The following is a 26,252-nucleotide window of genomic DNA, read 5'->3' as shown; positions in this document are numbered from 1 at the left end:
GGTGCGTGCCCGGGTCAGTCGACGTGGGCGCCCGAGAGCTTCACGATCTGCGACCACCGAGCGATGTCATCCTTCAATTGCGCGGCGAACGCATCGGGGCTGTTGGCGACCACGGCGCTGCCGCCTTCGTTGATGGTCTTCACCACGTCAGGCATCTGCAGCACCTGGACGATGGCGCGGTTCAGCAGCGCGACACGTTCCGGCGACGTGCCGGCCGGCACGAAGAAGCCGTACCAGTCCTCGAAGCGTGCGTTGCGATAGCCCAGCTCCTCCAGCGTGGGCACGTTGGCGAACACCCCCAGCCGGCGCGGGCTGGTCACGGCCAGCGCACGCATGCGGCCGGTCTGGATGAAGCCGGCCACCGACGACGTAGAGGTGATCAGCACATCGACCTGCCCGCCCAGCAGATCGTTGATGGCCGGCCCGGCGCCCTTATAGGGCACGTGCTGCAGCCCCACGCTGCTGTTCTTGTCGAGGACCACGCCCACCAGGTGCGACAGCGTGCCGTTGCCGGGAGTGGCATAGGTGATCTTCTGCGGCTGCGCCCGGGCCTGCGTGGCCAGTTCCTCGAACGTCCGCCACGGCGCATTCGTCGCGACCACGATGGCCAGCGGCGCGGCGTTGATCTGCGTGACCGGGACGAAATGCTTGACCGGGTCGAATCCGGGCGTGCGATACAGCGTCGGATTGACCGCCATGATCGACACCTGCGAAGTCAGCACCGTATAGCCGTCGGCCTTCGATTCGGCAACATAGCGAGCGCCGATATTTCCGCCCGCGCCACCACGGTTGTCGGTGACCGCGCTCTGGCCCAAGACCTGCGACAGGCGCGTGCTTACGATGCGTGACACGGCATCGTTGCCGCCGCCGGCGGGGAACGGCGACACGATCCGCAGTGGCTGCGACGGAAAGCCGTTGACAGGCGCCAGCGGCTGCGCCAGGGCGGCGGCGGAAAGCGCGAGCGTGCATGCGGCGACCACTTGCCGCGACAGGCGGGATGACATCGGACGGAACATGGGGCGACCTCGAATTTTCTATGGCGGGTGGTGGGGCCTGGCTCGTGGACTGCAGGCGCTACGGATTCAGCCCAGCGAGGGGAAACGGAACGTGGCCAGCTCCTGGGCATCGAGTTGCGCAATCAGGCCTGTTTCCCAGGCCAGGTATTGCCGCGCGGCGGCCTTGTTGCCGTCGTGGCGGTCATGCACGAAAAAGAGGTAGTCGATACACCGTGCATCGGGCAGCGTATCGGCGCCTTCGCGCACGGCATGGCCCGCATCGCGCCACGCCGTAAATCCGCCCTGGAGCCTGCGCAGGTCGCGATAGCCGAGCGCCTTGAGGTCGGCCGCGGCCAGCTCGGCGGGATCGGCGGCATCCGCGTCGCCGACCAGCACCAGCGTGGTGTCTTGCGGCACGCCGCTCAGGTCTTGCGCCAGCCGCGCGCGAGTAGACCAGAGGGAGCCGGCAATGTGGCCGGCGCGATAGGCCATGCTGCCGCGCAGGTCGAGCGCGAGCATCGACTGGTTCGCGATGCCAGCTGCCAGTTGCGTGGCGTTGACGGGGGGCAGCGCGGTGAGGTCTTGCCTTGGGCCATGCGCGGCGCGCACGCCAGTGGCCAGCCCCGCTTCGAGGCCGCCCGCGAGCACCACGGCGTCGTGCCCCATCTGACGCAGCCAGCTGGCTACCACCGGCGCTCGCACGCCGTCGGCGTCGAACAGCACGAGCCTGGCGCGGCGTACGCCGACAAACTGGTCCGTGGCCTGGATCAGCTGGCCCCCGGGCGTGTGCTGCGCGCCCGGCAGGGTCTGCGCGGCGAACTCCTCGGCGGTACGCACATCGCACAGGAACGTCGATCGGTGGGCTTCGGCCAACCAGGCCGCCGCCTGCGCCGCCTCGATGTGCGGCACCTCGAAACGCCGTGCCAGCGCCCCGGCCGCATCGCGCGCGTCATCGAGGCCGCGCGGGTTGCCGTTGTCCGGATATCGTGCCGTGCTGCCATGTTCGAGCGCGAAATCGTTCAGGTACCAGCCCTGGGTCCCGTTCTCCAGCGCATAAACCGGATTGGCGACGCCGAAATTGATCAGCGTCTGCGCACCGATGATGCTGCGCGTGCGGCCAGCGCAGTTGATCACGATGGGCGTGGTGGCATCGGGCACAAGGTCGCGCAGGCGATAGGCAAGCTCACCGTTAGGGCAGCAGATCGCGCCCGGAATGCTCATCTTGCGGAATTCGCTGGCCGGACGCCCGTCGAGCACCAGCGGCGCCCCGGGGCCCGCCTGCATGGCCGCCAGTTCCCTGGCGCTGACGCGTGGCGTGTGGTAGTGATGCTCGGCCAGTTCCCCGAAGGTCTTGGACGGCACGTTGACGCCGGCGAACAGCGTATAGCCGGCAGCCACCCATGCCGCCATGCCGCCGTCCAGCACGAAGACGTTCGTGTAGCCAAGGCGTGCCAGGGCCCTGGCGGCGGCCTGCGCCACGCCGTAGCCATCGTCTGCCACCACGATGCGCGTGCCGGGGCGGGGTGCCAGGCGTCCCACATCGAGTTCGAGCCGGCTGTAGGGCAGGGGAACGGCATAGAAGGGATGGCCCTCGCCATACTGGCCATGCTCGCGCACGTCGAACAGCGCGATTTCGTCGGCATCGTGCAGCCAGCCCTTGAGGGTGGTGGCATCCACGGCGGAACAGGCGGCTTGGGAAGCTTGGTTCATGAAATCTGGGCGAAAAGGGGGGTGTCCTCGCGCCACGCGGAGGATCCGGAGGTGTTCTCGGAAAAAGGGGGCGGGGGCGCCGCCCCGTCGGGCAGCGGTCTAGCGGCGGGTCTGTACGCCCATGTTCATGACCTGGCAGCGCCCCGTTTCCAGGTCGAACGTCAGCCGCTCGGTCAGCGTTTCCAGCGAGCGGCCGTACATGTGCAGATGGCGGATGACAGCGTCGCCGCGGATTTCCACCGCATGAATGTCGTCGGGCAGCAGCGCGATGCCGTGGCGCGGGCCGACCTCCACGGTACGGTCGTGTTCGAGCGTGCCGACACCGGGCTGGCTGCCGTCGTCCGTGCGGATATAGACATCATTGAACTCAACGCCGCTCACGCCGGCCACGCAGGCCCACGTGGTGTGGTTATGCGGCGGAATGCGCTTGCCCGGCCGCATCACGTTCAGGTACAGCGCGTAGGTCTGGTCCGGGTCCTCGGCAATCAGATAGCGCGCCTGGCGTTCGTTAGCTTCGGGTGGCGGGTAGTCGGCTTCGCCCCAGAACTCGGTGCGGGCGGCCAGATCTTCCACCAGCGGCAGTGCCTGGGCGAGGCTCTCACGGGTGACACCGCCTTTGGCTACGATATTTCTAATGGATGCGATGGTTTCGGCAACGGCTGACTGGCGCTGTGCTGCGAGGGACATGGTGCGATCAATCCTTGCAATCTCGGTTTTTCGGGGATACAACGATGCTTCGTGTTTCACTGTAATGAACCCCTGATCGGAAAACCACTTAATGCGTGACAAAAACCCATCAGCGGAACTAATGAATGCGTAATCTGGATCTCGACCTGCTCCGCACCCTGGTAGCCATTGCCGACCACGAGACGTTTGGCGCGGCCGCCGCGGCTGTGCAGCGCACGCAATCGGCGGTCACCCAGCAGATGCAACGGCTCGAAGAGCAACTGGGCCTGGCCCTGTTCGAGCGGCACGGCCGCGGCAAGCGGCTCACGCGGCATGGCAAGAAACTGCTCGAATACGCGCGCCAGATGCTCAGCACCAACGACGAGGCGCTGCGCGTGCTGCGCGAAGGTGACCTGACCGGATCGCTGCGGATCGGCGCGCCGCACGACGTCGCCGATACCATCCTGCCGGTACTGCTGTCGCATATCGCGAGGTCGTCGCCGGCCTTGCGGCTGGAAATCCATGTCGGCAGAAGCCCGTTCCTGATGGAGTCGCTGCGGCGCGGCGAGATTGACCTGACGGTGTCCACGCGCGAGGACAGTACGCTCGACGGGATTGCGCTGCGCACCACGCCGACGATCTGGGTCTGCGCCGCCGACTTCGCCTACGAGCGCGGCACGGCAGTGCCGCTGATCCTGGCCGACGAACCGAGCCTGTTCCGCAAACTCTCGCTCGAGGCGCTGACCCAGGCAGGCGTGCCCTGGCGCATCGCCTACCTGGCCCCTAGCCTGATCGGCATCAAGGCAGCACTGCGCGGCGGGCTAGGCATCACCGCGCGCAGCATCGACCTGCTGCAGGCGGATATGCGCATCCTTGGCGAAAGCGACGGCCTGCCGCGGCTTCCCGATGTCACGTACTACCTGTGGGCGCGTCCCAACGCAGTCAATCCTGTCGCGCGACATGTCTTCTCGATGCTCAAGACGGCCTTGCAGCGCGGACTGGCCGGCGCCTGACGCCATGCGAGCGTTGCCCCGGCGGTTGCCGAAGCGTGATCGTAGGGCGGGACACGCGTGCCGCAAAGGAACAAGTTCGCGTATCGATATGCGACAGGGCACTTTATTGGCTGGCGGGGACAAGCGGGCGCTGGCGGAACCCTCCCGGGCGAACAGGGATGACCAGCTCGCTCTGCCGTGGCAGCCGGTCACGGGGCCGCCAGCTACCCAGCAAACCATTCGCGCGAAGGCGGCTCGAATGCCCGCACGGGCGGCGCCACTTCCTCGAAACGTTAGACGTGCACGCGGTCAGCTGACCGCTGCAGCCCTGCGCCAGGGACGACGTGCCGTGATCCCGCGTGAAGGTCAACCCGGTGTGGCTTCCGAGCGTGTCTGGACTGCACCAATCGTCTGCTGGAGCCACAACCAGATTCGGTTGCGTGATTTAACATAAGCTTTATTATGCGAAACGTGTCCGTAGCGGCTAAGCGGTAATGTCCGGTTCTGGCTAAGTTCAAATGTCTGAGTTTGGCAGGCGTAAGCTTGACGGCTTCCAGCGCGCGGGAGCCCGTCCTGCCAGCAGGAGCCATTACCATGACGATGCGGCAGATCGACCGGCTCAAGGTGGTTCGTTCAAGCGCTGGCCCGCTTGGCCGATCGACACATTGCGAATTCACCGCCTGCCTACCGGAAATGTTCCACGTTCCTCGCGTGGATAGGCGTGCTCGGCTACATGGCAGTCAAATGCACCATTCGTTAGCCGCGGCGATGCCACCACGCTGAATCCCGCCGGGTGGCTGCGGCGTGCCTCGGGTCTTCTCCGGCGTGGCCGACTAATGATGGCTGGTGATCAGCCATTGCGAGCAAGTCCAGCGATAAGCCAACTCTTGGATTTATGGTCGGCGCCAGAGTCACGCCCTCACCCACTCCCCCGCGCGCGGCCCGCCTGCCGGGTGCTACCATTGCGCGGCATCTGTACAGAAAGACAGATAGCCAATCGCCCGTCGGCGCGGCGACCGCGTGGTGCGATGCCATCAAATATTCCATGGAACTGCGTCAACTCCGCTATTTCGCCAAGGTCTGCGAGCTCGGCAGCTTCGGCAAGGCAGCGCTCGAGCTGGGACTTGCGACCTCCGCGCTCAGCCAGCAGGTCAGCAGGCTCGAACGCGAGCTGTCCACGCGCCTGCTGCAGCGCCAGTCCACAGGCGTGGTGCCAACCGATGCCGGACTGGCATTTCTGCGGCAGGCCCAGCTGACGCTGCGCCACGCCGACGATGCGGTACGGGCCGCGCAGCAGGCGCGGCTGTCTGGCCATGTCAGCATCGGCCTGGCTTCGACTACCGCCGCGGTGCTGGGCGTGCCCCTGCTGCGTGCAATGGCTACACGTTATCCCGACGTACGGGTCCACGTGGTGGAGGCCCTGTCCGGGCATCTGAGCGAGATGCTCAATGCGCGCAGGCTGGATCTGGCCATCGTGTTCCGTACCGAGACCGCGCGCCGCTGGAGCGTCACGCCGCTGCTCGATGAAAAGCTGTATGTGCTCGGAGCTGCGGGCCTGCCGGGCCTGCCGGTCAGCCAGCGTGCCCGGCTCGCGCAACTGGGGGAGCTGCCGCTGATCCTGCCGAGCGTTACCCACGGGCTGCGCGCTCTGCTCGACGCGGCCTTTGCGCGGGTGCGCGTGACGCCGAACGTTGTGGCGGAGATAGACGGCCTGTCGATGCTGATGGACGCGGTAAGCGCTGGCTTTGGTGCCACCATCCAGCCGGGCGCGGCGACCGCGCGCCTCAATGATCCGACGCTGGTCCGCTCGCTGGTGGTCGACGCCCAGGTTGGACGGCACAACCTGCTGGCCAGCCTTTCCGATGACGAGCTATCGCCCGCGGCACTGGCCGCGCGGGTCGTGCTGGCCGACACCGCGCGCGGCCTGGTTCGCGACGGCGCGTGGTTCGGCGCGACGCTCCACAAGGATTGAGATCGGGACGACCGTGCCGCCAATCAACCGCGTCTACACGCGCCGGCGCGACGGTCCGATGGCCGGCCTCAATCGACCGTAATTTTTCGCTCCTTGACGATCGCGCCCCACTTTGCGCTCTCCTTCTTCATGAAGGCAAGCAGTTCCGGCCGCGTGGTTGGCTGCGGTGTCAGGCCATGCTTGTTCAGCGCATCTTTCACCTGCGCATCGTTCAGCACCTTGACGACCTCCTGATTCCAGCGATCGAGGACGGGCGCCGGCGTTTTGCCAGGAGCCACGAAGGCGTACCAGTTCAGCGCTTCGAAGCCGGGGTAGCCGGATTCGGCCACGGTGGGGACGTTCGGCAGGTAAGCCGGCCGTACCGGACCGGTGGTGGCCAGCGGCACCAGCTTGCCGGCCTCGACTTGCGGCATCGCAGTCGGCGGGGCCGCAAAGTAAGACGTCACCCGCTGGCCAAGCAGATCCTGCAGTGCCGGTGCACCACCCTTGTAGGGAATGTGGACCATCTCGATACCGGCACGCTGGTTGAACAGTTCTCCCGCCAGATGGGAAGCAGAGCCAGCGCCGGTCGACGCATAGTCCACGGTGCCCGGCTTCTTCTTCGCCAGCGCGACCAACTCGGCCAGGTTCTTCACGCCGGCGCCCTTGTGCACCACCAGCATATTGGGAAAGTTCACGCCGCCCGATACAGGCGCCAGATCCTTGAACGGATCGTACGGCAGCTTCATGAGATGTGGCGCGATGGTCAGCGGCCCGATCGAGCCGAACAGCAGCATGCTGCCATCCGCGGGACCGCGCGCCACCAGTTGGTGGGCAATATTGCCGCCAGCGCCGCCACGGTTGTCGACGACTACCGGCTGGCCGAGGTTGTCCGCCAGCTTCTTGGCGATCAGCCGCGCGGCGGCATCGGCGGCGCCGCCGGCGGCGAAGCCCACCACCAGCGTGACCGGCTTGCCGCCGGCGATGGGCTGCGCTTGCGCAACACCCGATGACAGGGAAATGCAGAGCGCGGCCAACAAGGTTGCGCGCAGGGTCGGTCGACGGTCCATTGAATCGGTCTCCGTATTGTCGTTCTGGAAAGGGTTATTCTGGAAAAGCGTGGGGACTGGCCAGCCGCCGGGCAGCCGCTCAGTCCGCCCCGAGCCCGATGGGGTTCGGCCGGCGCTTCTCCACCGCGTGGCGCAGCAGCGCGGCACTGCGGAACACGCCGTGGGCAAACTTGCCGTAGGGCATGGTGGCGAACAGCGCCATCACCGCGCCCAGGTGCAGGCACAAGAGGATGGCCAGCGCCGGCGTGCCGCGGCCCAGCCACAGCGCCAGGCCGCTGGCGGCGGTAAGGAACAGCAAGGCGATGAAGCCGAGATCCATCGGCCGCTGGCCGTGCGCCAGGTGCAAGCGGTGACGTTGCAGATTGAGCCAGCCAAGACCCGCGGTGCCGATCGCGAGACTGACACCGCCGATGGCGCCGAGCAGCTTGGGCAGGCTCGGCAGCGCATAGGGCGCGTGCCAGCCGAAAGCATAGTGATAGACCGTCGCCACTGCCGTTGCGGCAAAGCACAGCAGGAAGCCATAGAACGTCAGGTGATGGAAACGCCGGCGTGACAGCGTGAAGGCGTCGTCGGCATTGTTGCAGCCGGCACCATGGCCGCCGTCGAGATACTTCAGCCGCAGCACGGCGGCACCGGCTTCTGCGGCCGCGGGCGCGCTTACCGGGGCACCGCTGGTCGCGGGGGTGACTTCGCGCCAGAACCTGCGCACCCCCATTGCCAGTGCAAGCACCACGAACCCGAACACCGGCGCAAACATCGACACCAGCAGGTTATGCGGGAACAGCGCATAGAAATTGTTAGTGGCCGGACCGGGCCACAAGGTGCCGTTGCGCGTCACGGCCAACAGCAGGAACAGCGTCAGGCCGAGTGCCAGGGCCAGCGACAAGGTGAGGCCATTGCGCCGGTACAGCGTGCCGAGCTTTGGCGGCCACGCATAGTCCTGGTAGGTCTGGCCACGGACCTCCGCCAACGCTACCGGGATGTTGACGGCAAACTCGTGCGGCGGCGCGTACTGGCAGGCATGCAGGCATGCCCCGCAGTTGTGGCACAAATTGGCCATATAGTGCACGTCGGCACGGCCAAATTCGAGCCGCCGCGTCATGGCGGGAAACACCGCGCAGAAGCCTTCGCAATAGCGGCAGGCATTGCAGATCTGCAGGATGCGGGCGACCTCGCCCTCTGCAGCCGTCAGCGGCAATACGGGATGAATCGGAATCACGCGTCGGTCAGTGCCGCCCACGCCTTGCGCGTCGGCATGCGCCTGATCGACCAGCTCAGCAAGCGATGGCATTGGACTGCTCCATGTCGAAATCGGGATGTCGGAAATCACAGGCACGCGCGGCGCTCACGCCGGCGATGCGGCCAAAGGCCGTGCCGATCGCCATGCCGACGCCGGCGGTATAGCCCTTGCCCAGCACGTTGCCGGCCATCATTTCGCCGGCGACGAACAGGTTCGGGCTAGGCCTGCCATCGAAGTGGACCTGCGCCCGCTCGTTGACCTTGAGGCCGAGGTAAGTGAAGGTCACGCCGGGACGCAGCGCGTACCCGACATAGGGAGGCGTGTCGAGCGGCCGCGCCCAGTGCGTCTTGGCCGGTGCGATGCCGTCGGTGGCGCAATTGTCCAGTACCGTGTGGTCGAAGGTACCGGGCCGGCACGCGGCGTTGAAGGCTTCAACGGTCCGCACGAAGGTGGTTTCCGGCACGCCGAGCTTGCGCGCCAGTTCGTCGAGCGTAGCGGCGGTCGTACCCGGGAAGACCGGTGGCATGAAGCGGCCGATGGCCTTCTGGTCAATGATCGAGAAGCCGATCTGCCCCGGCTGCTGCGCGACCAGGCGTCCCCAGATCGCATATCGCTTGGGCCAGAAGTCCTCGCCCTCATCGTAGAAGCGCGCCCCGTCGCGATTGACGACCACGCCGAGCGAGACACAGTCGATCCGCGTGCAGATGCCGCCGTCATACAGCGGAGCGCGTGCGTCGATCGCCACCATATGGGCCTGGGTCGGATCGCCGATCGCATCGGCCCCCGCCTCGAGCATATGGCGCAGCAGCACGCCCTGATTGAAGCGCGTGCCCCGGATCAGGAAGTTGTCCGACGGCCATTCGCCGCGTTCGTTCTGGCCCCAGGCTTCCCGCAGCCAGTCCCGGTTCGACTCGAAACCGCCGGCGGCCAGCACGCAGGTCCTGGCCTCGATGCGTTCGCCGGTAGCGGTCACGGCGGCGACGAAACGGTCGCCGTCGCGCTCGATGGCGGCAACCGGGGTGTCGTAGCGGATCTCGACACCAAGTGCCTCGGCGCTGCGGAAATAGGCGTTGACCAGCGCCTTGCCGCCGCCCATGAAGAAGGCATTGGTGCGCGCCACGTGCAGCGCCCCTGACAATGGCGGCTGGAAATGGACGCCGTGTCGGCGCATCCAGCCGCGGCATCGCGACGATGCGCGGATCGTCATGCGCGCGAGTGGCTCGTTAGTGATGCCACCTGTCACCTTCAGCAGGTCCTGCCAGTATTCCTCTTCCGGGTAGGCGTCGACCAGCACATCCTGCGGCGCCTCATGCATGCAGCGCAGGTTGCGGGTGTGCTGTGAATTGCCCCCGCGCCATTCGCGCGGCGAGCCTTCCAGCAGCAGCACCGAGGCACCCGCTTCGCGCGCCATCAACGCGGCGCACAGCGCGGCATTGCCGCCTCCGATCACCAGCACATCTTTCATGGGGAATCTCCTTGTGGGCTCGACTGTATGCAAGGCCCGACGGAGACGAAAGGTGACGGTGATTAAGACGTGTTAAGTTATTGTGAAGGGTCGGGGTGGTGACCGGAACCGCCGGACCAGAGCCAAAAGCCACGAACTGGGGAATCCCTACTCCTTCACGCTCACGACCGATGTCCCCATCCAGCTTGTTCTCAGGGTCAGGACAGCGGTCTGGCCATGAGCCCTTTCCATGGCGGTGCGACCCCAACGCCAACAGCGGGGACGGCCGAACCGTACCCCGCTGGCCTCCCCTCGCCTTCAGGGCTTGACCGCGATCGCCCCGATCTCCACGGCGACATCGCGCGGCAAGCGCGCCACCTGTACCGTCGCCCGCGCCGGCGTAACGCCGGTGAAGTAAGTCCCGTAGACCTCGTTCATCTTGGCGAAGTCATTCAGGTCCTTCATATAGACGGTGGTGGAAACGACGTTGGCCATCGTCATGCCGTCGGCCGCCAGTACCGCCTTCAGGTTGTCGAGCACCAGCCGGGTCTGGGCCTCGATGGGCGCGTCCTTGAGCAATTCGCCCGTCTTGGGATGGATCGGGATCTGGCCGGCAAGATACAGCACGTTGCCGGCGCTGACCGCCTGGGAGTAAGGCCCGATGGCCTTGGGGGCTTCGGCCGACGAGACCGCGCGCAGCGTGCCGCCGTGCTGGGCGCAGGCCGAGAGCGATGCCACGCCGCCAAGCGCCGCGGCAATCAGAGCGAGAGATCGTTTCATGGACTTGACTCTTGTTTGCGGTGACACGGGCCGGATCAAGCCATGGCCCCGGACAGGGTCCACATCGAATCCACCACCCGGTCGATGTCGTTGGCGTCGTGCCACAGATGCGTGGAAATCCGGATGCCGTAGTGCTGCGCCGGCGCGCCGATCACGTCGAAGTTCACCGAACGGATCACGAAGCCCGGCGCAAAGTCGCTCAGCATGCGGTTCACGAACATGGTGGACTTCTGCTGGTTCATGACATCGTCGCGATTGCGGAACGGATTGAAGCAGGTCAGCGCGGACACCAGCTTCGGATCGTCCTTGGGCGAGTACAGCGCCTCGACGCCCCACCGTTCGACGATTTTCTCCTTCAGGTAAGCCGACAGCGTCAGGTCGTAGGTTTCGATCTTCTTCCTGCCGATGGTGTCCCACATTTCGCAGGCGCGCGCCAGCGCCCGGAACATCGGCACATGCAGGCTGCCGCAGGACGTCACCGTGGCGGCGATGTCATAGGTACCGCGCGCCTGCTTCACGTAGGAGCTGGTATGGATCGGATACCACTCCGGCAGCGGCAGCGGGTTCGACGGGCGCATCTTGTTGCGGATCACCAGGATACCGGTGGAACCGGGGCCGCATTGCCACTTGTGGCCCGCGCCGGACATGAAGTCCATGCCCAGCGCGCCATAGTCGTACGCCATCATGCCGGGCAGGTGGGCCCCGTCGACGATGCTGATCAGGCTGTGGGCCTTCACCACTTGCATCAGGTCGGCGATCGGCAGCATGGTGCCGGTCTTGTAGGTCGGCGACGACCACATCATCGCGCGCACCCGCTTGCCCTGCCCCTTCAGCGCGCGGATGCGCTCGTCGAACAGCTGGACATAAGTGCTTGCGGTCTGGTTGTTGCCGACTGGCAGCGCTATGGTCGAAACCTCGATGCCGTAGCGGTCCACCGCGATGTTGAGCGGGGTCAGGCCGCCGCCGTGTTCGTGGTTGGTGGTGACGACCACATCGCCCGGTTCCCACTTGATGCCGAGGATCGCATGGCACATGCCCGACGAGGTATTGCCGGAGAACGCCACTTCGTCGCCGTCGACGCCGAAGCCCTTGGCCACGGCCGCGCGCAGGTCGGCCAGGTTGCCATAGCCGCTGCCGGAATCGGCGGCCTTGGCCAGGTTTTCCTGGCTGAAGACATCGAGCACTACCTTGGGCATCGAGCCGCCGGTGCCGATGTTCATGTAGACCTTTTCGGGCTTGAGCACGAACATGCCTTGCACTTCGGACCAGAAGGCTTCGTCCTGCGCCAGCTGCGATCGCAGGTCTGACGACGCCGCCGACGCGTCATCCGAGCAGGCGCTGATCAGCGGCGCAAGGGCCAGCGAGCCCGCGCCGTAGGCCAGCATGCGCAGGAATTCGCGCCGCTTGGGTGTCCACCGCGCCAGGTCCTCCGGCTGCCATTGCGTCGCGACAGCCGGTCTCTGCGTTTGCTTCAGCTCGTCCATGGTGCTCTCCCGTTGTGTCCCACGATCGGCGCAGCGGCGCGTTTGCGTGCCCGCGTGCCTGGCGCCTGTTCTGGAAAAAAGTCTACGCAAACAACGGCGGCGGGAGCAGCACGACTTTCCCTTACGCAGTAATACAGAGAGCGCGTTGCGCGCTGCAATGATGGTGCATGCCACCGCCCTGCCTCGGTGCCACCGCACCGGGCATGGACACATCGCACCGGTAAAGGGCAATAAAGGGCAATAAAGGGCAATCAGCAGTCCGCCGCTAGCGCCGCGTCGGCCAGCGGGATCGCGTGGAGGTCGGAGAAGTGCACCGCGTACTTCACCAGTTCGGCGCGGCCCCCGACCTGGAGCTTGCGGCGCAGGTGCAGCCGGTGCGTTTCGACGGTGCGCACCGAGGTTCCGAGCCGCTCGGCGATCTCCTTGTTGGAGCGGCCCTCGGCCAGCAGCTTCAGCACCGTGGCCTCCTTCGGCGTCAGCGCGCGGCGCGAAGACGGCGGCGGCTCATCGGTCTGCAGGAAGGCCTGCAGTTCGGCGTTGAGGTAAGTGCCGCCGGCCGCGACCGTGCGGATCGCGTTGACCAGCTCATGCGCGGGCGCTTCCTTGAGGACGTAGGCGGCCACGCCGAGGGCAAAGGCGCGCCGCACGTACTCCGGGTCTTTGTGCATCGACAGCGCGATCACGCGCACCGCAGGGAAGCGTTCGGCAAAGCGCGCCGCAAGCTGCAAGCCGTTGGCATCGGGCATGTGGATGTCCGACACCACCAGGTCCGGACCATGCTGCCCGGCCAGGACCATGGCTTCCTCGACGCTCGCCGCTTCGCCCACCACCGTCATCTCGCCGGTGGCCTCCAGCCGCAGGCGGACGCCGTCCAGCACAAACGGATGGTCATCGACCAGCAGCACACGAAGGTTGGCGGTCATGCAGCAGGTCTCCTCGCAGGGCGATGATGGCCCAGGGCTGGTTCGGGTCGGGCCCGGATTGGTGTGTCGGGCTCTGGCTGCGGCAGGCGCAGCCGTGCTTCGACACGGGTGCCGTCGGGGCCGGTATGCATGGCAAAGTCGCTGCCTTCCAGGCTTTCGATGCGCTCGCGCATATTGCGCAGGCCGATGCCGCCCTTGCCGTCGGCACGGACCTTGTTCAGGTCGAAGCCATGGCCGTTGTCCTCGATCGTCAGCGCGACGTGATGGGCGCCGCCGGCGAGCGTGACCTGGACCCAACCGGCCTGCGCGTGCATGAGGGCGTTGTTCAACGCCTCCTGCGCGACCCGGAACAACGCGGTCCGCTGGGCCTGCGACAGCGCCGGGATGAAGCCCTGCTCGGTGAAGCGCAGGTCGACTGCGCGCTGGGGGCACAATTGCTCGACCAGCATGCGCAGCGCGGCGGCCAGTCCAAGGTCGGTCAGCAAGGCCGGATGCAGGCCGTGCGAAACCCGGCGGATCTCGACCAGGGCCTCCTGCAGGCGGCCCAGACCCTGCGCCAGCAGTGCCTGCGGCGCGTGGCGGCGCGCTCGCGGATGGTCCTTTGCCGGGTCTTTCTCCGGGGCTTTTTCTGTGTCCTGCTCCAGATGCACCTGGGCCGTTTCCAGCAAATACTTGGACGACACCAGCACCTGCACCACGCCGTCATGCAGCTCGCGTGCCACGCGGGCACGTTCCTCTTCCTGCGAACTCACCACGCGCCGCGCCAGGCGCCGCAGTTTCTCGCCGGAGATGCGGGAATTGCGCAGGTTCCACGCCAGCCACGCAAGGCTGATCAGCATGACCGAGCCGATCGCCAAGGCCGTGAGCCGTATCTGCGTATCGCGCAGCGTGCGGGCGGCATTGGCATCGAAGGCGGCCAGCTCGCGCTCGATGTCGTCCATGTAAAGGCCGGCGCCGATGATCCATCCCCAATGGTCGGCAGTCTTCACATACGACATCTTTGGCGCCTCGGCGCGTGAGGACGGCTTGATCCAGTTGTATCGGACAATGCCGCCGCCGGCGTGCGCCTGGTTGATCAGCATCCTGGCCTGGTCGCTGCCGCTATCGGCCGGGTCGCAGAAGTCCACGCCGTCGATTCCCATGCTGCCCGGGTTCAGCAGCACGTTGCCGAAGCGATCGTAGACAAAGAAGTAGCCGTCATTGCCGAAATGCATGCGCGAGAGCGCGGCCAGCACCTGTTGCTGCAGCGCGGCTTGCTCGCCGCTGCCCTGCGCGATGCGAGCCAGCGTGGCATGGCCGAGCTCGACGTAGTGGCGCAGTTCCTTTTCCTTGCTGGCCACGTAGACGGCCTGGACCTGTTTGCGGTCCTGGCGCGCATGGCAGACCATCTGGTACGAGACCGCCCAGGTCACCAACAGAAAGACCACCAGCATGAAGGCCGCCGCCAGGGCGACCGCTCTCATGCGGGTCGTCATGCTTCGCACGTGTGGGGGCAAATGGATCATCGCGGGGGCCCAGGGGAGCCGGTCATACTCGGGCTGGCAGGCCGACTGCAAGGCCGCCGACGAAACACCGTGCCGGCGTTGGCGAGAATGCCGACGCCGCCAGGACAAATCGATTCCTCCCCATTCGATTGATCGAAACCGCCCCCTGCGCGCGTTCTGGTGCCGCGCTTTGCCGGGTGGTTTCTCGACCCCTGATGCAGCCGGCGAACGGATGGGCTCAACCGATATGCATCAGGAAAACTATGACGTTTCGTGGCAAAAAGCAAGCAGCGTGCCGGAGCGGCCAACGCGGAATGCAAGCGCGATCGCACGTCGATTGGGGCGATTACCGATAACAATGCAGACATGGCCCGCGGGCGCGACAAGGCAATGCACCAGAAATATGTGCTGGCGTACCAAGCCGCGACCGGAAAGCTGGCAAAGTCCACCTGGCGGATGTTTGCGCCCCGACGAATTTACTTTGCGCTGCACAGACACTCATGCCTGGGAAACGCTTGCCATCGCACCACATTGCCATGCGTCCGGCCGCAACCCCGATGCTGGCTGCTTGCGCCCTCGTGCTGGCAATGTCGGGCTGCGAGCGAGAAGCCGATCGCCGCACTGACGCCCCGGTGCCGCCCGCCACCGCATCCGTGGCAGCCGCGCCCAAACAGGTGCCCGCGCACGCGCCAGCGCAACACCCGTTGCCGGCATCGGCGCCGGCAGCACCGCCGCGGCCATGGTTCGACGACATCCTGGATGCCCAAGGCAAGCTGGTGCGGGAAGCCTATCTGGCCATTGCCGCCGATTACAGCAGCGACGAGGCCATTGCCTATCGTTACGGCCCGGCCAATACCAGGCTGGTGGCGACGGCGCCGACCCACTGGCAGCCCGGCGACAAGACCTTCTATCCGCACGCCAATGCCTGCTACCAGAAGGAATTTCCCAAGGCCGAACTGGATTACAACCTGAAGGTCCTCTATCAGCTGGGCCAGCTGGATTGCTCGCGCAACGATTACGGCAGCAATATGGGGGATGTCATTTATCGCGCCGATGCGGCGTCGGACCCAGGCGTTACCTCGCTGCTCACGCTGGGCCTGAGTGCCGGGACGGTTGCCGAGAAGCCGCAGTTGCCGTGGGTTTACGGGCATGTCTCGACCGACCCCCAACTGAACAATCATATTGCGGCCAATGGCGGCGTATTGCCCAGGCGCCCGATTGCCATGGGGCGCTGCAGCGAACACGATTGCGCCCAGGCCCTGATCGCGTACCAGAACGGCCTGATTGCCTCGGTGGGCAGCAATACCGCCTCGCACGCCGCCGCCGTGAAATTGCCGGCGGGCAAGGTGCCGACGGCGATTGCGATCACGACCAATTCGGAATTCGCGCTGGTAACGGTATGGGATACCGTCAATTTCAAGGGCCAGGTGGCGGTGCTGGCGCTGGGCAGCCTCGCCGATGGCAGCAAGGTGGGCGGACCCTATGACCCCAGCGCGGGCTCGTGGCCGGGCCTGTACCCTGGCCTGCGCAACATGTCGAACTTTGTCTTTATCAAGCTGCTGGGCTTTATCGACCTGCCCGGGATGGTGGCGCCCACGGACATATCGGCGGTCACGGATTTTGGCGTGATGCAGGACCACAGCACGCAAGGCTGGCTGGTCGACCCGGTCGGACGCCGCGGCGCCAGCCTGACCAAGACGGAGGTGAACCCGGCCACCAGCAGCATCAACCAGAAGAGCTTCACCCGCGCCGGCATCAACGGCAAGCTGGTGTCGCGGGCGGGCGTGGCCGCGGTGATCTCGAAGTCCGAGAAAAAGGTGATCTTCCTGAACCTGAAGCCGCTGTTCGACAAGGTCAACCAGGCCTACTTCGAAGGCAGTCATGCTTCGCTGCAATCGACCCTGGCCAACACCGGCCTTGGCGATGCGCAGTGGCCACCGGTATTTGCCGTCGACAACTACGCGCCGACCATCGTCAAGTCGATCAGCCTGCCGCAAAAGCCCACGGCGGTCAGGATTTCGATCCTGCCGATCCCCGGCCGTGCCTGGGTGGCCACCGAGGAAGGCAAGATCCGCGCGTTCTCGGTGGCGGGGCTGCAGTCGGGCCGCAACCCCGATCCCAAGCGGATCGAGGAGATGCTAAGCGTCCAGGTCGGCAAGAATCCCACCAGCATGAAGCACCATGTCATCGTGGGGCTGGGCAATTCCAACACCAGGCTGTGGGTGGTATCGCGCGGCGCGCAGAAGATCCAGCTGGTCGACATGGTCGGCCTGACCGTCGAAAAGACGCTGCAGGACTCGCGCATCGTCGACCCCATCACGGTGGACGAGACCCAGCAGAGTCCCTTGCTGACCAGCGTGATCACCATTACGGATTACACCGGCAGGCAGGTGATGAACTACCGCTACGCGCCGATCGCCCTGCAAGGCGGCAATACGCCGCTGGCTATCGGCATCGGCAAGTCGGGCAATGCGCCGTTCGAGTTCGGTGGCGCCTATGACGTGCCCGGCAAGCCGTTCGATTTCACCCAGAGCAATGTGCCCTGATCGCCCTGCCGCTTTCTGCCGGCAGGATGCGCATCGCCTGGCCGCCGTTACGGCGCGCTGAGCAGCACCGCCGTGGCCGGGTCTGGCGGCGCGTTGCCCTCCATCACCACCAGTTGCACCGGGGACGGCGCCTGTGGCGACAACGTCGACACTACCTCGCGCAGCGGACCGATCGCGGTGCCATTGGCCATGCCGGCCGGATTGGTCTTGAAGCTGGCCACCGGTGTCTTCTGCGCGCCCACATAGACGCTGTAGCTGGTTTCCGGCTTCAGCTTGAACAGCGAGACCTCCAGCGCATCGACCACGCCCAGGTTACGCGCGACCACGAAGCCCCTGGCCTCGCCGCTGGGCGGCTTGAGGGCAATGTTGACGGGGTCGCTGTTCGCCCGCGCGACCAGGTTGTCGGTGCCCGCACCAGCGGGCACGGCGTTGCTGACGTAGACCAGCGCCTGCGGCGCCTGGCCCACCGGCACGCGCGCCGTGACGCGGTTGGAAGCGGTGTCGATCACGTCCACGGCGTCGCCGTTTTCCAGGCCGACATAGATACGTGAGCCGTCGTCGGCCGCCCAGATGCCATGTGGCAGCGCGCCGACCGGGATGGTCGTGGCCAGCGTGGGCGTGGCGTCGGTGGTGAACACCTTCACCACGTTCTCGCCCCCCACCGTCACGTAGGCGAGCGTGCCGCGGGCAGTGCGGGCAAAGGCCAGGTGGTTGGTGATGAAGCCGGTATCGAACACGCCCTTTACCGCCAGCTTTTCGGTATCGATGCGCGTGACCTTGCCCACGTCCTTGTGCGTCATCCAGACTTCCTTGAAGTCGGGCGTGAACTGCAGGAAGGGCGAGAACGGACTGGCCACATCGAGTCGCTTCACCACCTTGCGGGCCTTGACGTCGATCACGTCGACCACCGGATTGAAACTGGACACGACGAAGGCAAGCTTGCCCGCGGGATGGAACAGCACCATGCCCGGCCCCGCCGTGGTCGGGATGCGGCGGGTTTCACGGAACGTGGCAGGGTCGATGACCGAGATGTAGTCCTCGCCGCGCACCACCACCCATACCTCTTTCCCGTCGGCGGTAAAGAAGCCCTCATGCGGGGAGCGGCCGATATAGGCAATGCCCTTGACCCGGTTGGTGGCGGTATCGATGAACGCGACCGAGTTGGAGCCGTTGGAGATGGCGATCAGCGTCCGGTGGTCCGGGGAGAACCCGAGGCCGTGGACGTTGAGTTCGCCCTTGTACAGCGGCGACAGCACGTCGGGCCGTGCATTGCCCAGCCGGATCTGGCCCAGCAGCCTGTTGCCGGCGGGATCGATCACCGACACGGTGTTGCTGTTCTGATCCGCGGTGTACACGCGGTCCTGCGGTTGCGGGGCGGCGCCGGCCAGTGGCGCGCCGAGTGAAATGGCCAATGCGACAAGCGTTTTCTTCTTCATGGCGGTAACAGGGCTGGAATGCGATGGGTATGTGGAGCGGATCAGGCTTGGGCCGGTCAGCGCGGCGGTGTGGCACGGAGCGGCGGTGCCGGGTTGCGCTCGAGCCACGCCTGCATCAGGCGTATCTCGTTCTGCTGCTCGGTGATGATGCCCTGGGCCAGGTTGCGCAGCGCCGGGTCCTTGCCGTACAGCAGCAATGCCTTGGCCATGTCGATCGCGCCCTGGTGGTGGGGGATCATCATGGCCACGAAGTCATGGTCCGGAACGCCGTTGGTAGGGGCCTGCGTCATGCCGTGGTGCATGACGGCCATGGCGTCATCGATCAGGCCGGCATAGGGCTTTGCGGTGCTGGCAACAAAGGCGGGGGGTGCCGCCGCGTGACCGGGGTACTGGTGAGCGTTCTCGGCGGACACGGCAAGGCTCGCGGCCGACAGGCACAGCGCCGCCAGGGCGCGTGCCGCGGTGCCGGCGCCATGGCGTGAGCAAGTCCATTGCATCGCGGGTCTCCGGTTTGCCCGGCCTGGCGTGTGCCGGGCCCGGGGCGATTACCTGCATATACACGTGAGATGCTCAGTCTATTCCGTCACGGATGAAAAATTTTTCCCGGCGTGGCAGGGCCTGGCCCGCTACGGGCAAAACCCGGTCAAGGCTTCCCCTCCCCTGCGGCCTGGCCGTCCAGGTATTTCAGCACCTGGAACGCCGCCTTCACCCGCTCCGCGACTGGAAAGTTCTTGTTCGCCAGCATCACGATGCCAATGCGCTGCGACGGGACGTAGGCGACATAGGCGCCAAAGCCATTGGTCGAGCCGGTCTTGTTGACCAGCATGTCGCTGCGCGCCGCCTGCGGCGGCTCCAGTCGCGCCACCGGGTTGGCCTCGAACACCACCTGCGGCGAGCTGCCGGCCAGCACGCTGTCGCGCTGTGCCGGCCAGGCGTACATCTCCCAGGCCAGCCCTTGCACCATGTCGCCGACCTTGAAATAGCCGGTGCGGGTCGTGGCCAGTGCGCGCTGCAGGGTCTGGTCCAGCCCGGTGCTGTCGATGTTGGCCATGACAAAGCGCATCATGTCGGCCGCTGTGGTTTTCACGCCGTAGGCCTCGGCATCCAGCACGCCGGGCGTCACACGGACCGGCTTGCCATCCTTGGCGTAGCCATACGCGTAGTCGACCATGCGAGCCTTCGGCACCGTGATGTTAGTACTGCGCAGGCCCAGCGCGGGGAACAGGGTCTTTTCCATCAGGGCATCGAACGGCTGGCCCATGCTGCGGGCGGCCAGGTAGCCGAACAGGCCGATGCTGGGATTCGAGTATTGCCGGTGGGTCCCGGGGGCATAGCGGGGATGCCAGTTGCGGAAATAGTCGACCATCTTGTCCGTATCGGTGACCGACTCCGGAAACTGCAGCGGCAGCCCGCCGGCCGCATAGGTGCCCAGGTCCAGCAGGCGGGTCGCGCCCAGGCTGCTGCCGGCGAGCGCAGGTAGGTACTTCGCCGCGTTGTCGGTCAGCGCCAGGTCGCCGCGGGCCTGCGCATAGGCGGCCAGCGTCGCAGTGAAGGTCTTGCTGACCGAGCCGATCTCGAACAGCGTGTCGGCGTCGACCTTGCGGCCGCTCGCCTTGGCGGCGACGCCATAGTGGAAGTGGTATTGCTTGCCGGCGGCCGTGACGGCGACGGCCATGCCGGGCACGTCGTGCGCCTGCATCACAGGCTGGATGGCGGCGTCCACGACGCGCTTGAGCGTGGTGGCATCGACGGGCTCGGCAGCATGGGCTCCGGCGCCCCAAAGCAACGCCGTGGCGGCGGCAATGGCTTGCATTGCCCTTTCAATAGTCTTGTTCATATCAGGCCATCGGATCACGGTGTGCCGGCAAACCAAGTAGCCGGCGCTGGAACTATACGAGACTTTAGCCGGCTCCCCAGACTGGCCGCGTGGCAATCGGTTCTCGAGGCCCGATCGGGATCGGTCCGCCAGTCATCGTTCTGTCATTCACCCCGGCCAGAATGCGCAGGTCATTCAAGTCAGGGAGTCGACATGACGCACGCAATCGAAGTCCGCGGGCTGAGCAAATCGTTCCGCGCGGACCGCAAGGCGCTTGACGATGTCACGCTGCAGGTCGCACCCGGCGAGATGGTCGCCCTGCTGGGCGCGTCCGGATCCGGCAAGTCTACGCTGCTGCGCCACGTGGCCGGCTTCGTCACCGGCGATGCCGGCGCCGGCGAGATCCTGGTCAACGGGCGCCACGTGCAGCGCCACGGCCGGCTCGCGGCCAACGTGCGCAAGGTGCGCGGCGAGATCGGTTTCGTGTTCCAGCAGTTCAACCTGGTGGGGCGCCTTCCGGTGATCACCAACGTGCTGGTCGGCATGCTGTCGCGCGTGCCCAGGTGGCGCGGCCTGCTGCGCCTGTTCAGGGCCGATGAAATCCGCTGTGGCCTCGATGCGCTCGCGCAAGTTGGTATAGACGACTATGCCTTTCAACGGGCCTCGACGCTGTCTGGCGGTCAGCAGCAGCGCGCCGCCATCGCCCGCACGCTGGTGCAGAACGCCAGCGTGATCCTGGCCGACGAGCCGATCGCCTCGCTCGACCCCGAATCCTCGCGCCGGGTGATGGCGCTGCTCAGGCAGATCAACCGCACCCGCAAAGTGGCGGTGGTGGTGTCGCTGCACCAGGTCGACGTGGCCATGCGCTATTGCCCGCGGGTGGTGGCGCTGCGCCACGGCAAGGTGGTCTATGACGGCCCCTCGGCGGCGCTGACCCCCGCCATGCTGCGCGATCTCTACGGCACCGAAGCCGACGCGCTGTTGCGCGATGCCGTGCTGGACGAGGACGCCGCCAGCGCGTCCATGCCGGCGCCGGCGCTGGTCACGATGAACCTGGCGGCCGCCTGAGCGGTTGCCTGCAGACCCCTTTACCCGAAACCGCTTTCCACCGGAGTTGTGCCATGCTGCGCAGAACCTTTGTTGCCCTCGCGGCCTCGGCCGTGGTCGCCCTGCCCGCCTTTGCCCAGGAGGCCAGGAGCCTGAACATCGGCTTCATCTCGACCGAATCGTCGTCAAACCTGAAATCCGCCTGGCAGCCGCTGATCGATGACCTGAGCAAGACCTTGGGCGTGCCGGTCAAGCCGTTCTTCGCCTCCGACTATGCCGGCATCATCGAGGGCATGCGCTTCAACAAGGTGCAGATCGCCTGGTTTGGCAACAAATCGGCCATGGAAGCGGTGGACCGCGCCAGCGGCGAGGTCTTTGCGTCGGTGATCGACAAGGAAGGCAATCCGGGTTACTGGTCGGTGCTGGTCGTCAACAAGGACAGCGACCTGAAGAGCGTCGAAGACGTGATCCGGCGCGGCAAGGAGCTGACCTACGGCGCAGGCGACCCGAACTCCACCTCGGGCACGGCAGTGCCCGGCTTCTACCTGTGGAGCGCCAACAAGGTCGACCCGAAGACGCTGTTCAAGGCCGTGCGCATCGGCAACCATGAAACCAACCTGCTGTCGGTGCTGAACAAGCAGGTCGACGTGGCCGTCAACAACACCGAGAACATGGAGCGCTACCGCATCAATACGGGCAAGAACGCCTATGACCAGGTGCGCGTGCTGTGGAAGTCGCCGCTGATCCCGGCCGACCCGATGGTCTACCGCAAGGACCTGCCGGCCGATCTGAAGAAGAAGATCCAGGCCTTCTTCGTCAACTACGGCAAGGGCACTGACGCGGCGCGTGAGAAGCAGGTGCTGGCGACGCTGACCTACCAGGGCTTCCGCACAGCGAGCGACGCGCAACTGGTGCCGATCCGCCAGATCGAGCTGGCGCGGGAAAAGGCCAAGATCGAATCGGATACCACCATGGCCGCCGCCGACAAGGAAAAGCGCCTGTCCGACGTGTCCCGCCGCCTGGCGGAGCTGGACAAGGCGGCCGGCAGCGCCACCAGCACGCATTAACCGGCTCGCTGCCGCCACACGATTGCCCCTGTCTCATCGAGGCCGGCGGCCTGTCGCCGCCGGCCTGCCGCCGATTCCGTCCCGCCGTTGCATCCGGACCGCTCCATGACCGCCACCGTCACGCCTGGCCTGCCTCCCACGCCCCGAAGCCCTGTGCGCCCGCCCCGCACGTCCCTTGCCGTGCCGCTGACGTGGGCGGTGCTGCTTGCCATGCTGGCCCTGTCCTGGCAAGGCGCCGACATGCGCCCGCTGGACCTGCTGCGCGATTCCGACAACATGGCCAGGTTCGCGGCAGACTTCTTCCCGCCCGATTTCCGCGACTGGCATCACTACCTGGACGAGATGCTGGTCACCGTGCAGATCGCCCTGTGGGGCACGGCCCTGGCCGTGGTGATGGCGGTGCCGCTGGGGCTGCTGTGCTCGGCCAACATCGTGCCGGCCTGGGTCTACCAGCCCGCGCGCCGCATCATGGACGCGTGCCGCGCCATCAATGAAATGGTGTTCGCTATGCTGTTTATCGTCGCGGTCGGGCTGGGTCCGTTCGCCGGCGTGCTGGCGATCTGGATCCACACCACCGGGGTGCTGGCCAAGCTGTTTGCCGAAGCGGTCGAAGCCATCGACCCGCGGCCGGTCGAAGGCGTGCGCGCCACCGGCGCCGGGCCGGTCGCGGAGATCGTCTACGGCGTGATTCCGCAGGTGCTGCCGCTGTGGCTGTCGTTCGCGCTGTACCGCTTCGAGTCCAACGTGCGCTCGGCGTCAGTGGTGGGCATCGTCGGCGCGGGCGGCATCGGCACCGTGCTGTGGGAAATCATCCGCAGCTTCCAGTACGCGCAGACCTGTGCCGTGATGATTATCATCATCGCCTTCGTCTCGGCCATCGACATCCTGTCGGCGCAGATCCGCAAGGTGCTGGTCTGAATACCATGCTGATGCCTGACGCCTCGCCCGCCCTGCGCGAAGTGCGCGGCTCCGATGCGGAGCTGCTGCACCTGTCCGCGCTGCTGGCGGCGATGGATGGCGAAATGCCGCTGCCGCTGGCCACCATGCGCGAGCGCTATGCCACCATGCGCCGCTATCCGGACTACCGCTGCTACATGATGGTGGGCGCGGATGACGTGCCGCTGGGCACGTTCAGCCTGCTGGTGTTCCCCGTGATGGTCCACGACGGGCGCCCCGAGGCCATTGTCGAAGCCGTGGTGGTGGCGCCGACCGCGCGCGGCATGGGCGTCGGCAAGGCGATGATGCGCGAGGCGATGCGCCTGGCGCGCGAGGCCGGCGCGGCCAAGCTGGCGCTGTCATCCAATGCGCGACGCCTGCGGGCGCACCGGTTCTATCGCCAGCTCGGCTTTACCGAGCATGGGATCAGCTTCAGCATCGAACTCTGAGGCTCAGGCCCGCCCGGCCGCTGCAGGCGCCATGCCCACCACTTGCGCCAGGGCTGCCACCGCGGTCTCCAGCCCGCCGCTGTTGTCGATCTCCACCAGCCGGCATCCGGGCGGCACGGCGAACGCCTGCCGCGCACGCGCAAGCCGCCTGGCAATGGCGTCTTCCGCCTCGCGTCCGCGCTGGCGCAGGCGCGCGGCCAGCACTTCCGGATGCACCCGCACGTGTACCGCGCACAGCCTGGGGTAGCGCGCCACCGCTTGCGGCAGGAACTCGCGCGAGCCGTTGACGATGACCGTCAGGCCGCGCGCCAGCCACTGCTCGATCTCGATGCCGATGCCGTAGTGCAGCCCGTGGCTGTGCCAGTCCAGCGCCAGGCACCCCAGTGCGCGCCGACGGTGAAATTCTTCGGGCGTCAGCGCCACCGAGGCCTCGTTGGCGTCGGCGGCGCGGGTGATGTAGCGATGCGCGATGACAATGCGGTGATCGCTTCCCAGGCGGTCGCGCAGCGCGCGCAGCAATGAGTCCTTGCCGCTGCCCGACGGGCCCATCAGGTAGAACAGGCCGTGTCCGTCGGCCACGGTAAGCGTGCTCATGCGCCCAGGTACGCCGCGCCGGCGCCGTCGGCGGTGCTGCCGTCGAAGCCGTAATGGCGGCCGACGACAAAGTCTTCGCCCGCGGCGGGCTGCACGAAGACGCTGATCCGGTCCACTTGCAACGGCGCTTGCAGCAACTGGACGCTGGCTGCTTCCAGCTGGGCCAGCGCGGCGCGCTGGCCGGCGGCATCGAGCATGCCGGTCAGGGTGATATGAAAGACGAAGGTGCCGAACACATACGGGTAGCCCCATGCGTCAAGCATGCGGCGCTCTTCTTCGGTCAGCCGGTGCGGCGTACGCCGGGCCAGTTCCTGCGCCGAGGGCGGCGCCCGCAAGGGCTCGAAGGCCATGACACAGGCGTCGGCCAGCGCCTGCATCGGCGGCGAGCCGCCATCGGCGAGCCCCCACGCGATAAAGCCACGCAGCGCGCGCAGCGCCAGCGGTGCGTCGAACGGCGCCTGCCGTCGCGCAAGCTCCCGGGCGGTGGCATCGACCATCGCCCCATTGGCGCCGGCGGCAAGCCGGAACGGCGGCTTCAGGGTGGCGTGCAGGCCGTAGCGGGCCGGCTCCCTGATCCAGTCCGCGGGGGCGGCGGCCAGTTCGCGTGGCGGGGATAGCGCGGCTCCGGTGTCGGCGTCGCGGCCCAGCCACTGGCTGCCGAAGGTGCACAGCGGGCCCGATGGCGACAGGTAGATGGCGTAACGGTATGCGGCGTGAGTCATGCGGCAAGGTTACCAGCGGCGTCATGCGCGCGCGGGCGCAGGCTGCCCCGGTTTGGTGGGGTTGACCGCAAACGGTAACGCAGGCAAATGACAGCCGGATGTCTAGACCAATGCCGCACGCCGGCCTCAGTCACCGTCGGACACCGTCAGCTGCACCCAGTCGCCGGCGAAGCGCACCACGCTGTACTGAACCGGATTGCCGTCGATATCGACATTCAGCGCCTCGACCTGCAGCACCGGGCGCGTTTTCGGCTGGTTCAGCATGCGCGCCACCGGCGCACTGGGCATCGCCGCGGTAATGCGCGACCACTTGCGGGTGTAATCGGCAATGCCGAAATGCGCCAGCGCGCGCGATACGGATTGCCGGGCGCGCAGCACCTCGTCGATGCCGGGAAAGCGCTTGAGGTCGAAGTAATGTTCGGCGACGTCGATGGTGCGGTCCTCGGCCTTGCCGAGCATCTGCGCATGGAGCAGTTCAGCCGTGCGCGGCAGCCCCAGATGCCTGGCTATTTCCGGCGCGCGCACCATCTGGCTGGCAACGATCTCGGCATGCCCGCGCATGCCCTGCGCCGCCAGGTTTTGTGAAAAGCGGGTGCGCCGCCCGATGGCGTAGTCGATCGCGTGTTCCTGCACGAAGGTGCCGCGGCCCTGCTCGATGCGCACCAGCCCGCTCAGTTCCAGCTCGCCCATGGCGCGGCGGATGGTGTGGCGGTTCACGGCGAAGCGGTTGGCCAGCTCAGGCTCCGGTGGCAACTGCTCGCCGGGCAGGTACAGCTTCTTGCGGATATCGTCCGCCAGCGCCTCGCCAATCTGGCGCCAGACGGCGACGCCCGAACCCCGTTCCACTTCTCGATCAGACATCTTGCGCTGTCCTCTTGTCATCAAGCGTTCATCCATGCC

The 26,252-nt window shown here is 66.4% G+C and carries 23 protein-coding genes; 7 read left to right on the top strand and 16 right to left on the bottom strand.

Annotation, left to right across the window (positions count from 1 at the left end; all coding sequences use genetic code 11):
* Nucleotides 1-14: 14 nt before the first annotated feature.
* The 3 genes from E5S69_RS02810 to E5S69_RS02800 form a co-directional block, all read right to left on the bottom strand.
* Nucleotides 15-1,016 carry a Bug family tripartite tricarboxylate transporter substrate binding protein gene (locus E5S69_RS02810; RefSeq protein ID WP_171513480.1) on the bottom strand — a complete coding sequence of 334 codons (1,002 nt, stop codon included), beginning with the start codon at nucleotides 1,014-1,016 and terminating at the stop codon, nucleotides 15-17.
* A gap of 66 nt (nucleotides 1,017-1,082) precedes the next feature.
* Nucleotides 1,083-2,705: a rhodanese-like domain-containing protein gene (locus E5S69_RS02805; protein WP_171513479.1), complete on the bottom strand. Its 1,623-nt coding sequence runs from the start codon at nucleotides 2,703-2,705 to the stop codon at nucleotides 1,083-1,085.
* Between the two features lie 99 nt (nucleotides 2,706-2,804).
* Nucleotides 2,805-3,392, bottom strand: a complete 588-nt coding sequence (locus E5S69_RS02800; protein ID WP_171513478.1) for a hypothetical protein — start codon at nucleotides 3,390-3,392, stop codon at nucleotides 2,805-2,807.
* A gap of 125 nt (nucleotides 3,393-3,517) precedes the next feature.
* Between E5S69_RS02800 and E5S69_RS02795 the strand changes: the two genes are divergently transcribed.
* Complete coding sequence (locus tag E5S69_RS02795) at nucleotides 3,518-4,384, top strand: LysR substrate-binding domain-containing protein (RefSeq protein ID WP_171513477.1); 867 nt, start codon at nucleotides 3,518-3,520, stop codon at nucleotides 4,382-4,384.
* 1,024 nt (nucleotides 4,385-5,408) lie between these two features.
* Nucleotides 5,409-6,335 carry a LysR family transcriptional regulator gene (locus E5S69_RS02790; RefSeq protein ID WP_171513476.1) on the top strand — a complete coding sequence of 309 codons (927 nt, stop codon included), beginning with the start codon at nucleotides 5,409-5,411 and terminating at the stop codon, nucleotides 6,333-6,335.
* Nucleotides 6,336-6,403: 68 nt separating this feature from the next.
* Here the strand turns inward: E5S69_RS02790 and E5S69_RS02785 are convergent, their stop codons facing one another.
* The 7 genes from E5S69_RS02785 to E5S69_RS02755 form a co-directional block, all read right to left on the bottom strand.
* A complete protein-coding gene (locus E5S69_RS02785) occupies nucleotides 6,404-7,384 on the bottom strand; it encodes a Bug family tripartite tricarboxylate transporter substrate binding protein (RefSeq protein ID WP_171513475.1) in 981 nt (326 codons plus the stop codon).
* A 79-nt stretch (nucleotides 7,385-7,463) separates the two neighbouring features.
* Complete coding sequence (gene tcuB, locus E5S69_RS02780; protein ID WP_171513474.1) at nucleotides 7,464-8,675, bottom strand: tricarballylate utilization 4Fe-4S protein TcuB; 1,212 nt, start codon at nucleotides 8,673-8,675, stop codon at nucleotides 7,464-7,466.
* Nucleotides 8,659-10,089 carry an FAD-dependent tricarballylate dehydrogenase TcuA gene (gene tcuA / locus E5S69_RS02775; RefSeq protein WP_171513473.1) on the bottom strand — a complete coding sequence of 477 codons (1,431 nt, stop codon included), beginning with the start codon at nucleotides 10,087-10,089 and terminating at the stop codon, nucleotides 8,659-8,661. Before tcuA ends, tcuB begins: the two co-directional genes overlap by 17 nt.
* 297 nt (nucleotides 10,090-10,386) lie before the next feature.
* Nucleotides 10,387-10,848: a RidA family protein gene (locus E5S69_RS02770; RefSeq protein WP_216621188.1), complete on the bottom strand. Its 462-nt coding sequence runs from the start codon at nucleotides 10,846-10,848 to the stop codon at nucleotides 10,387-10,389.
* Between the two features lie 35 nt (nucleotides 10,849-10,883).
* Entirely contained in the window at nucleotides 10,884-12,332 is a 1,449-nt protein-coding gene (locus tag E5S69_RS02765) for an aminotransferase class V-fold PLP-dependent enzyme (RefSeq protein WP_171513472.1), read from the bottom strand.
* A 251-nt stretch (nucleotides 12,333-12,583) separates the two neighbouring features.
* Nucleotides 12,584-13,255, bottom strand: a complete 672-nt coding sequence (locus E5S69_RS02760; protein WP_171513471.1) for a response regulator — start codon at nucleotides 13,253-13,255, stop codon at nucleotides 12,584-12,586.
* Complete coding sequence (locus tag E5S69_RS02755; RefSeq protein ID WP_236901173.1) at nucleotides 13,252-14,718, bottom strand: cache domain-containing protein; 1,467 nt, start codon at nucleotides 14,716-14,718, stop codon at nucleotides 13,252-13,254. The genes E5S69_RS02760 and E5S69_RS02755 overlap by 4 nt, the downstream gene beginning before the upstream one ends.
* 557 nt (nucleotides 14,719-15,275) lie before the next feature.
* On the opposite strand from E5S69_RS02755, the gene E5S69_RS02750 reads away from it, so the two are divergent.
* Nucleotides 15,276-17,285, top strand: coding sequence for a hypothetical protein (locus E5S69_RS02750; protein ID WP_236901172.1), 2,010 nt, complete (start codon nucleotides 15,276-15,278; stop codon nucleotides 17,283-17,285).
* 47 nt (nucleotides 17,286-17,332) lie between these two features.
* Here E5S69_RS02750 and E5S69_RS02745 read toward each other — a convergent pair whose 3' ends face one another.
* The 3 genes from E5S69_RS02745 to ampC form a co-directional block, all read right to left on the bottom strand.
* Entirely contained in the window at nucleotides 17,333-18,721 is a 1,389-nt protein-coding gene (locus tag E5S69_RS02745) for a YncE family protein (RefSeq protein ID WP_171513468.1), read from the bottom strand.
* A gap of 56 nt (nucleotides 18,722-18,777) precedes the next feature.
* Nucleotides 18,778-19,218, bottom strand: coding sequence for a CopM family metallochaperone (gene copM / locus E5S69_RS02740; protein ID WP_171513467.1), 441 nt, complete (start codon nucleotides 19,216-19,218; stop codon nucleotides 18,778-18,780).
* Nucleotides 19,219-19,364: 146 nt separating this feature from the next.
* Nucleotides 19,365-20,558: a class C beta-lactamase gene (gene ampC, locus E5S69_RS02735; RefSeq protein WP_171513466.1), complete on the bottom strand. Its 1,194-nt coding sequence runs from the start codon at nucleotides 20,556-20,558 to the stop codon at nucleotides 19,365-19,367.
* Nucleotides 20,559-20,750: 192 nt separating this feature from the next.
* On the opposite strand from ampC, the gene phnC reads away from it, so the two are divergent.
* The 4 genes from phnC to E5S69_RS02715 all read left to right on the top strand — a co-directional run bounded on the left by phnC (nucleotide 20,751) and on the right by E5S69_RS02715 (nucleotide 24,036).
* Nucleotides 20,751-21,605 carry a phosphonate ABC transporter ATP-binding protein gene (gene phnC, locus E5S69_RS02730; protein ID WP_171513465.1) on the top strand — a complete coding sequence of 285 codons (855 nt, stop codon included), beginning with the start codon at nucleotides 20,751-20,753 and terminating at the stop codon, nucleotides 21,603-21,605.
* Nucleotides 21,606-21,658: 53 nt separating this feature from the next.
* A complete protein-coding gene (phnD, locus tag E5S69_RS02725) occupies nucleotides 21,659-22,651 on the top strand; it encodes a phosphonate ABC transporter substrate-binding protein (protein WP_171513464.1) in 993 nt (330 codons plus the stop codon).
* Nucleotides 22,652-22,756: 105 nt separating this feature from the next.
* A complete protein-coding gene (gene phnE, locus E5S69_RS02720) occupies nucleotides 22,757-23,569 on the top strand; it encodes a phosphonate ABC transporter, permease protein PhnE (protein ID WP_171513463.1) in 813 nt (270 codons plus the stop codon).
* Nucleotides 23,570-23,574: 5 nt separating this feature from the next.
* A complete protein-coding gene (locus E5S69_RS02715; RefSeq protein WP_236901169.1) occupies nucleotides 23,575-24,036 on the top strand; it encodes a GNAT family N-acetyltransferase in 462 nt (153 codons plus the stop codon).
* Nucleotides 24,037-24,039: 3 nt separating this feature from the next.
* On the opposite strand, the gene phnN is transcribed toward E5S69_RS02715, so the two are convergent.
* From phnN to phnF, 3 genes are all read right to left on the bottom strand, one after another.
* Complete coding sequence (phnN, locus tag E5S69_RS02710) at nucleotides 24,040-24,630, bottom strand: phosphonate metabolism protein/1,5-bisphosphokinase (PRPP-forming) PhnN (RefSeq protein WP_171513462.1); 591 nt, start codon at nucleotides 24,628-24,630, stop codon at nucleotides 24,040-24,042.
* Nucleotides 24,627-25,352, bottom strand: a complete 726-nt coding sequence (locus E5S69_RS02705) for a DUF1045 domain-containing protein (protein ID WP_171513461.1) — start codon at nucleotides 25,350-25,352, stop codon at nucleotides 24,627-24,629. Before E5S69_RS02705 ends, phnN begins: the two co-directional genes overlap by 4 nt.
* 126 nt (nucleotides 25,353-25,478) lie before the next feature.
* Nucleotides 25,479-26,213, bottom strand: a complete 735-nt coding sequence (phnF, locus tag E5S69_RS02700) for a phosphonate metabolism transcriptional regulator PhnF (RefSeq protein WP_171513460.1) — start codon at nucleotides 26,211-26,213, stop codon at nucleotides 25,479-25,481.
* Nucleotides 26,214-26,252 lie beyond the last annotated feature (39 nt).

It is taken from the genome of Cupriavidus necator (assembly GCF_013141915.1).
Classification (GTDB): Bacteria; Pseudomonadota; Gammaproteobacteria; order Burkholderiales; family Burkholderiaceae; genus Cupriavidus; species Cupriavidus necator_B.
This window is presented reverse-complemented; position numbering and strand designations above follow the sequence as displayed.